Origin of the sequence: Mesorhizobium sp. M4A.F.Ca.ET.050.02.1.1, from assembly GCF_003997725.1 — a bacterium.
In the GTDB taxonomy this organism is placed as follows: Bacteria; Pseudomonadota; Alphaproteobacteria; order Rhizobiales; family Rhizobiaceae; genus Mesorhizobium.
This window is the reverse complement of sequence record NZ_RZSG01000261.1, coordinates 1-7,431: the sequence shown is the minus strand read 5'-3', so window position 1 is coordinate 7,431 and position 7,431 is coordinate 1. Positions and strand designations below refer to the sequence as shown.

Genomic DNA, 7,431 nt, shown 5'->3' with positions numbered 1-7,431 from the left:
AAATGCGCCGTCGCTCGCCAGAGCGGATGCGGTGCGGCCGGGCCATGTCGCCATCACCGTCGGCAACAGCGACGGCGCGGCGCTTGCCGTGTTCGGCTCGGTCGGCGAGGTCGGTCCGGCCTGGCGCTCGATGCGCGGCGGCACGATCGACCGGCGCATCAATCTCGCCGTCAATGCCGGCTCTCGCTTCGAGGGTGGTCCCGTGCTCGATGCCAAGGGCGGGCTGATCGGCATGCTCCTGTTCGGGCCGCGCCGGCGGGCACTGGTCATGCCTTACGAGACGATCGAGCGGGCGGTGGCGACGCTGCGCGAGAAGGGCCACGTCGCGCGCGGTTATCTCGGCGCCGGCCTGCATCCGGTCCACAACAGCGACACCCACGGCGCGATGGTGATGAGCCTCGACGACAACGGTCCGGCCAAGGCCGCCGGCCTGCATCTCGGCGACATAATCGTGGCATGGAACGGCGAGGCGGTGCAGGGCCCGCGTGACCTGATCCGCAAGCTCGGGCCGGACAGCGCCGGAGCGTCGGTGACGCTCGGCGTCGTGCGCGCCGGCGAGGCGCGCGATGTTGCCGTGTCCATCGGCGAAAAGCCGCTGAGCTGAGGGCATGATGGCGGTCGCGGCGATAGCAAACCACAGGAAGGCGGATCAGGCCGCCGCAGAGCGGCGGCTGACCGTGCTGATCGCGCTCGGCAGCGCCGCGCGGGCCGAGCAACTATCCGAGGCGCTCGCCGCAACCGGCGATCTGCTGCCGGTCATGGCCGGGAACCGATCAGGACAGGCCGTGGATGTCGCCATCATCGACGAGGATGGCCTGGAGGGCAGGGCGATCGATGCTGCGCTGCCCAGGGTGCTGCTGTCGCGGCGTCCCGATCATGAACAGCCCGCCGACAGCGTGCTTGCCGTGCTGCCCGCTTCGTCCGACGAATTGCTGATCGCCGCTGCCGCGCGGCTTGCAGCCGCCGGCTACCGTATTTCGGGCGCGGGCGGGCCGCTGGCCGGTCGGCACGACGACCTCTCCTTCCATGACAGCGATCCGTTCGACGAGGATCGTGCCGACACAAACCATGCCCGGCCAACGCTTTCGCCTCGCGAGGCGGAAGTGTTGGCGCTCCTTGCCGAGGGCGCGCCCAACAAGGTGATCGCCCGACGGCTGAACATTTCCGTGCACACGGCGAAGTTCCATGTCGCGGCGATCCTGATCAAGCTCGGTGCCGCCAACCGCACCGATGCGATCGCCATCGCCATGCGGCAGGGGCTGGTGCTGGTCTGAGGGCCTATTGATATTCCGGTGAGGCCGGCCTGCGAATGGCGGCTTCCTGCGCTTGTACGGCGCCGCGCGTCCTGTTGGACGCGCTAAGGACGCCGTACCACTCATACTTTGCGCATGATCCTTTCCAAAAATCGTACCGATTTTGGGGTCATGCGCGTGCTCACGTACTTTAAGTACGCTCCGCTCCGGTTCTCGGAAGCCACCATTCTCGACTCGGCCTGACCGGAATCTCAATAGACCCTGTTCCGCCTCACCTCGTTTCTGGACCCTACGCAGCGTAACCCGCTCGCGGCGGGTCGGGCCTTGCGCTCTGGTCGCCTGCCGCGCAAAGGTTCGCGCCTGCGATGTAGTTAAGGAAGCGGAGAAAAAATGTCGCTCAAGGGAAAGACGCTGTTCATCTCCGGCGGGTCGCGCGGCATCGGGCTGGCGATCGCGCTGCGCGCGGCGCGCGACGGCGCCAATGTGACGATCGCCGCCAAGACGGCGGAGCCGCATCCGAAGCTGCCGGGCACGATCTACACGGCGGCGGAGGAGATCGAGCAGGCCGGCGGCAAGGCGCTGCCGGTGCTATGCGACATTCGCGAGGAGGCGCAGGTGGCCGAGGCGGTCGCCAAGACGCTGGAGCGCTTCGGCGGCATCGACATCTGCGTCAACAATGCCAGCGCCGTCCAGCTTACCGGCACGCTGGAGACCGACATGAAGCGCTACGATCTGATGCACCAGATCAACACGCGCGGCACCTTCCTGGTCTCAAAAATGTGCATTCCGCACCTGAAGTTGGCAAAGAATCCTCATATCCTGAATCTGGCGCCGCCGCTCGACATGGTGGCCAAATGGTTCAAGAACCATGTCGCCTACACCATGGCCAAGTTCGGCATGTCGATGTGCACGCTGGGCATGAGCGCGGAATTCGCCAAGGACGGCATCGCCGTCAACTCGCTGTGGCCGATCTCGACCATCGACACGGCCGCGGTGCGCAATCTTCTGGGCGGCGCGTCGGTGGCGGCGATGAGCCGTTCGCCCGACATCATGGCCGATGCAGCGCATGCGATATTCCTGCGTCCATCGCGCGAGGCGACCGGCAATTTCTACATCGACGAGGAGGTGCTGCGTGCCGAGGGCGTCAGCGATTTTTCCATCTATTCGCCGGGCGCGACAGGGCCGCTCGCCGGCGACTTCTTCGTGCCGGACGAGGTGTTTGCCCGGACGGAAAGCAAGATCAAAACCATCTACTGACGGGCAGCGGGCGAGGTCTCAGTCCTCAACTTTCTTGCCTTTGGCCAGACCCATCAGCCGGTCGATATAGGCCAGCATCAGCGCCGAGAGGACGAAGGCGAGGTGGATGATGGTCAGCCACATCAGCTGGTCGGTGGTGTAGGAGACGGAATTCAGGAAGACCTGAAGCAGGTGGATCGAGGAGATGGCGACGATGGTCGAGGCGACCTTGACCTTGAGCGAGCCGACATCGATCGTGCCCAGCCAGTGCACCTTGCCGTCATTTTCGTCGAAGCGACTGACGAAGTTCTCGTAGCCGGAGATGATCACCATCACCACCAGCGAAGCGACCAGGGCGGCGTCGATCAAGCCGAGTATCTTCAGGATGGTGTCGGTGTCGCCGAGCGACAGCGCGTTAAGGACGAACTCGTAGAGCTTCTTGCCGAACGACACCGCATAAATGGCGAGCGCGAGGCCAAGCCCGATATAGAACACGACCAGCAGCCAACGCGAAGCGAGGATGATCGATTCGATCGCGAGTTCGAGACGTTTCATGCGCCGGTTCCGCTTTTGGTTTCAGTTCGCAAGGTCAAACAAAACCCCGCCGGAGAGGGCCGGCGGGGCTCATGTGTCCCGCTGGAGTCGGGACAGGGCAGGGAACGCCCTGTCCCGAATCTGGGTACATCAATCCGGCAATTCAATGATTTCGCTCGAATCGAAGCTGAATTCTTCTTGAGCCCCAAACCCTTGTGAGCATTGCCCATCCCGGCAGGATCGGGATGGGCGCGCTGTTGTCGCACTGAATCCAGAAGCCGCACTATGCTTCTGGAACGGCGGGCTAATTCGCGCTGGCCACTGGCGCCACCAGCGAGGTGATGCGGCGGATGGCAACACGACGGTTCTCGCGGTTTGGCCCTTGCGTGTCGACCTTGAGATACTCCTCGCCATAGCCCTGCGTCGTCAGGTTTTCGGGTGGGATGCCGAAGGCATTGGTGAGCGCCTCGGCGACCGCCTCCGCTCGCCTGTCCGACAAGGCAAGGTTCGCCTCGGGCGTGCCGACCGCATCGGTATGGCCCTCGATCAGGAAGGTTTCCGCCGGGTTCTTCTTCAGCAGCTTCTCCATGGCAGTGGCTACGCCTTCCAGCTTCTGCACCTCGGTGTCCGAGATCGTCGCCGAGCCGAACTCGAAGTTCAGCGTGTCGAGGTCGATGCGGCGGGCGATGTCGCGCACGCGGGCAGAGCGCTTGACCTCGTCGACCGAGTAGAGGCGCTGCACCCTTTCGACGGGCGGCTGTTCGAGGAAGGTATAGTACTCGTCCGGGTCCTCGACATCCTCCGAATCCAGGATGTAATCGCGGCGCGAGATGGTGAGCCGCATCGGCGGCAGGTCGTCGCCGGGATCGCGCCAGTCGTCGACATCACGGTAGTAGCGCTCGTCGACATAGCTCAGCACATATTCGCGGCCGTCGGGCGTGATGCGCGAACGTTGGATGACGTCGCCATAACGGTTGCGGATGGTGACGATCTGCACGCCGTTGTCACGCTCGACGATTTCGCGAATGCGGCCGCCGGACAGATCTTCATAGTAGACATTCCTGGCGCCGCGATGCATGCGCGGCGCATCGTTGCTTTCGACGATCGTCTGGTTGTTGAATTGGATGATGACGCGGTCGCCGAATTGCTTGAGGACGTCGGCGCCTTGCGGACGCGGACGGCGGCTTACGTCTTCCTCTTCAGGCGCGCGCTCGACGCGCGTGCCTTTTTCCTCGGTCACCGGAACGATCTTTTCAGGCTGGATTGCCTGCTGGGCCGACTTGTCGTCGGTTGGCGGCGGTCCCTGATCGACAGGAGCCGGCTTCGGAGCTTGCGCCTGCTCGCCGTTCTGCCGAACGGGCTGACCGGCTCCCTCGGCGTTCTGGCCTTCGGTGGTCTGTCCGCCGGCACTCTGGCCGGCCTGATCCTTACCGCCCTTGTGCTTGCGTCGGGCGTCCTTCTGGCTGTCCAGAAGCGGCGCTTCGTCCGGGTTGGCCGTGGCCTCGCCCTGGGCCGGGGTTTCACCCTGCGCGGGCTGGGTCGCCTGTTCGCCAGCGGCAGGCTGCTCGCCGGTTGCGGGCTGTTCTTCCGTCACCGGCTGCTCGCCGACAAGTTTCTTGCCAAGCTTCTTCTTGTCCTGAGGCTGTTCGCCCTGGGCGGGAGCTGCCTGCTGCTCGGTGGGCACGGGAAGCGGTTCAGTCTGCGGGACAGGCTCGCCGGGTGCCGCCTGTTTGGCCGGCGCCTGCTCGGCGGGCGCAGCCTCGATCTGCTGATCCTGCTTGCGCTTCTTCTTGCGCAGATTGTCCTGCCGATTGTTGTCGTTTGCCGGCGCGACCTGGTCTGAAGGCTGTTCGGCGGGTGCCGCTTCGATCTGTTGCTGGTCGCCTTTCTTCTTGCGCAGTTTGAGCGGCTGCTCACCGTTCGACGGAGCCGCCTGTTCAACTGGCTGATCCGCTGGAGCTGCTTCGATCTGCTGCTGGTCACGCTTCTTCTTGCGCGGCTTGATCGGCTGCTCGTCGTTAGCCGGAGCCGCCTGCTCGGCGGGCTGTTCGGCGGGTGCTGCTTCGATTTGCTGCTGCTGTTCGCGCTTCTTCTTGCGCAGGTTGTCCTGCCGGTTGTTGTCCGCCGGCGCGATCTGTTCGGCAGGAGCCGCTTCGATCTGCTGCTGGTTGCGCTTCTTCCTGCGCGGCTGCTGCTCTTCGGCGGCAGGCGCGGCTTGTTCGGCCGGCGCCTGTTCCGTTTGCTGCTGTTGCTGTTCTACCTTGCGCTTGCGTGGTTTTTGTTCCTGCTCGGCGGGTGCGGCCTGCTCCGCCGGCGCGGATTCGGTTTGCTGCTGCTGCTCGCGCTTCTTTTTCTTGGGCTGTTCCGGTTCAGCCTGCTGGTTCTGCGCGCAGGCTTCGGCTGATTCCCCCTCGGCGCAGCTCGCTTGCGCAAGAATCAATGGCGCGGCGGCGTGCTGCATGGAGCCGAAAACGGCACCGCCCTGCAGCGGGTACGCGCCCAACGGCGCGGATGCCATCAGCAGGCCGATCGCGGTGCCTGCCAGAATCCGTGGTTGGCGTTTCATCTCAAATTCTCCTTGTGGGGTCCCATCCCTGCCCAAAACTTTCATCATCGGGATTTGGTTCCGACGTGTGGGCATTAGCGGCAACGAAGGACGATTGACCGGCGTTTTGAAGGCAACTTCGTGTTTTTCATATGATGCATGTGTCATTTACGCCACTGCCGCGCTTGACCTTGGCGCCGGCCGGGGCCACATCCGCGCAATGGGTGCGCCGTTCTGGAAAACCAAGACTCTTGAGGCGATGACGCCGGTCGAGTGGGAATCGCTCTGCGACGGTTGCGGGAAGTGCTGCCTGTCGAAGCTCGAGGACGAGGACACCGGCGAGATCTACTGGACGAGCGTCGGCTGTCGGCTGTTCGACGCCGAAAGCTGCCGCTGCGCCGATTATGCCAACAGATTGGCCCGGGTTCCGGACTGCGTTGGGCTGACTCCGCAGAATGTGCGCACTATCAGCTGGCTGCCCAGGACCTGCGCCTATCGGTTGATAGCTGAGGGGCATGACCTCTATTGGTGGCACAGGCTGGTCTCGGGGAGCGACGAGACGGTGCACGAAGCCGGCATCTCGATCCGCGGTCGGGTCAAGGCCAAGGAAACCGACCTTGCCGAGCCGGACGACTATTTTGACTATATGCTCGACGACGAGCCCTGAACCGATTTTCGCCGCAAACCGATAGGAAATAGCACGCGCCGGATCGGCCTCGGCCGGAACCGGCGGGGCCGTGGGGCGTTTGGGGTCCGGCCGCTCACAACCGATGGCTTGCCGGATGAACCGAAGATGAATGGACGGTTCGCAGAAGGTTCAGACAGGCAGGCGCATTCTCGCACCATCGGCTCACAAGGGGCGAGAGCCCTCAACAAGGAGAGAAAACGATGTTCAACACGATCAAGACGGCAGCCCTTTCGGCGCTGGTCGGCCTCGGCACGCTTGCCGCCATTCCCGCCGCCCATGCCGACAGCCTCTATCTCGGTTTCGGCAACAACCAGGATCCCCGCTTCGGCGTCTACACCGGGGACGATGACGGTTACTACCATCGCCGTCACCGCTCGGATGATAACGATTGGCGTGACGACCGCGGCTGGCGCCGGGGCTGTTCGCCGGAGCGCGCGCTCGACAAGGCCGAGCGCATGGGCTTGCACCGTGTCCGCATCGTCGATGTCGGCCGCCGCACGGTCAAGGTTATGGGCCGCCAGTACGGCGATCGCGTCGTGGTGGTATTCGCCAATGTGCGCGGCTGCCCGATCATCTATCGCTAAGGAACACAAGCCGGCCCCGGCTTGAACGCCTAGCAGAGCCCCTTTCCGCCAGGGCGGAAGGGTGCGGCTCAAGAAGAACCCCGGAGGACTGGTCCTCCGGGTTTTTCATGCGCAGCAGGGGTCGGTCACAGCCGGCCGGACCTGCGTCCGGCCCCGCCGACGCAAGCCGGCCGGACCACGCTCACTTCAATTCGAAGGTGACGGTAACCTGCACGGCGTAAGCGTTCTCGCCCGCCTGCACCGGGACCGACGCGCCCGCGGCATCGAAGGCCTTGGCGTTGATCGGCATCGGCGGCGGCGCGATGTTCTGGTCGGTAATCTCCAGCACCCGGCCGATGCTGACACCGGCGGCCTCGGCCAGCGTCCTGGCCTTGGCCATGGCGTCGGCGACCGCCTTCTTGCGGGCCTCGGTGACAGCGGCGGACGGGTCTTCGTTGGAGAAGGCAATGCCGCCACCCTGGTTGACGCCGAGCGACACCGCCTTGTCGAGGATATCGCCGGTCTTGTCGATGTCGCGGATGCGCACCGAAAGCGTGTTGGTCACCTGGTAGGCGACAAGCTCGGCCTCCTGGCTGCCGTCCGGCTTGTTGG

The 7,431-nt window shown here is 64.4% G+C and carries 8 protein-coding genes; 5 read left to right on the top strand and 3 right to left on the bottom strand.

What is annotated here, in order from left to right:
* The 3 genes from EOA33_RS18050 to EOA33_RS18040 all read left to right on the top strand — a co-directional run.
* On the top strand, positions 1–604 hold a 604-nt coding region (locus EOA33_RS18050; RefSeq protein ID WP_145989182.1), incomplete at its 5' end, for a S1C family serine protease.
* A 7-nt stretch (positions 605–611) separates the two neighbouring features.
* A complete protein-coding gene (locus EOA33_RS18045; protein ID WP_126059388.1) occupies positions 612–1,274 on the top strand; it encodes a helix-turn-helix transcriptional regulator in 663 nt (220 codons plus the stop codon).
* A gap of 369 nt (positions 1,275–1,643) precedes the next feature.
* On the top strand, positions 1,644–2,510 hold the full coding sequence (locus EOA33_RS18040; RefSeq protein ID WP_127400553.1) for an NAD(P)-dependent oxidoreductase: 867 nt from the start codon (positions 1,644–1,646) through the stop codon (positions 2,508–2,510).
* Between the two features lie 18 nt (positions 2,511–2,528).
* Here EOA33_RS18040 and EOA33_RS18035 read toward each other — a convergent pair whose 3' ends face one another.
* Both EOA33_RS18035 and EOA33_RS18030 read right to left on the bottom strand, forming a co-directional pair.
* Positions 2,529–3,044: a TIGR00645 family protein gene (locus EOA33_RS18035; protein ID WP_126058806.1), complete on the bottom strand. Its 516-nt coding sequence runs from the start codon at positions 3,042–3,044 to the stop codon at positions 2,529–2,531.
* Positions 3,045–3,327: 283 nt separating this feature from the next.
* Positions 3,328–5,589, bottom strand: a complete 2,262-nt coding sequence (locus EOA33_RS18030) for an OmpA family protein (RefSeq protein WP_127406211.1) — start codon at positions 5,587–5,589, stop codon at positions 3,328–3,330.
* Positions 5,590–5,788: 199 nt separating this feature from the next.
* On the opposite strand from EOA33_RS18030, the gene EOA33_RS18025 reads away from it, so the two are divergent.
* Positions 5,789–6,235 carry a YcgN family cysteine cluster protein gene (locus EOA33_RS18025; RefSeq protein ID WP_126058807.1) on the top strand — a complete coding sequence of 149 codons (447 nt, stop codon included), beginning with the start codon at positions 5,789–5,791 and terminating at the stop codon, positions 6,233–6,235.
* A gap of 221 nt (positions 6,236–6,456) precedes the next feature.
* On the top strand, positions 6,457–6,840 hold the full coding sequence (locus tag EOA33_RS18020) for a hypothetical protein (RefSeq protein ID WP_126058808.1): 384 nt from the start codon (positions 6,457–6,459) through the stop codon (positions 6,838–6,840).
* A 181-nt stretch (positions 6,841–7,021) separates the two neighbouring features.
* Here the strand turns inward: EOA33_RS18020 and EOA33_RS18015 are convergent.
* Positions 7,022–7,431: SIMPL domain-containing protein (locus EOA33_RS18015; RefSeq protein ID WP_127406210.1), on the bottom strand; the 410-nt coding region annotated here is incomplete at its 5' end.

Bases quoted from the DNA above. Each gene is read 5' to 3' on its own strand.
- EOA33_RS18045 (WP_126059388.1), top strand. From the start codon at position 612: ATGGCGGTCGCGGCGATAGCAAACCACAGGAAGGCGGATCAGGCCGCC.
- EOA33_RS18040 (WP_127400553.1), top strand. From the start codon at position 1,644: ATGTCGCTCAAGGGAAAGACGCTGTTCATCTCCGGCGGGTCGCGCGGC.
- EOA33_RS18035 (WP_126058806.1), bottom strand. From the start codon at position 3,044: ATGAAACGTCTCGAACTCGCGATCGAATCGATCATCCTCGCTTCGCGT.
- EOA33_RS18030 (WP_127406211.1), bottom strand. From the start codon at position 5,589: ATGAAACGCCAACCACGGATTCTGGCAGGCACCGCGATCGGCCTGCTG.
- EOA33_RS18025 (WP_126058807.1), top strand. From the start codon at position 5,789: ATGGGTGCGCCGTTCTGGAAAACCAAGACTCTTGAGGCGATGACGCCG.
- EOA33_RS18020 (WP_126058808.1), top strand. From the start codon at position 6,457: ATGTTCAACACGATCAAGACGGCAGCCCTTTCGGCGCTGGTCGGCCTC.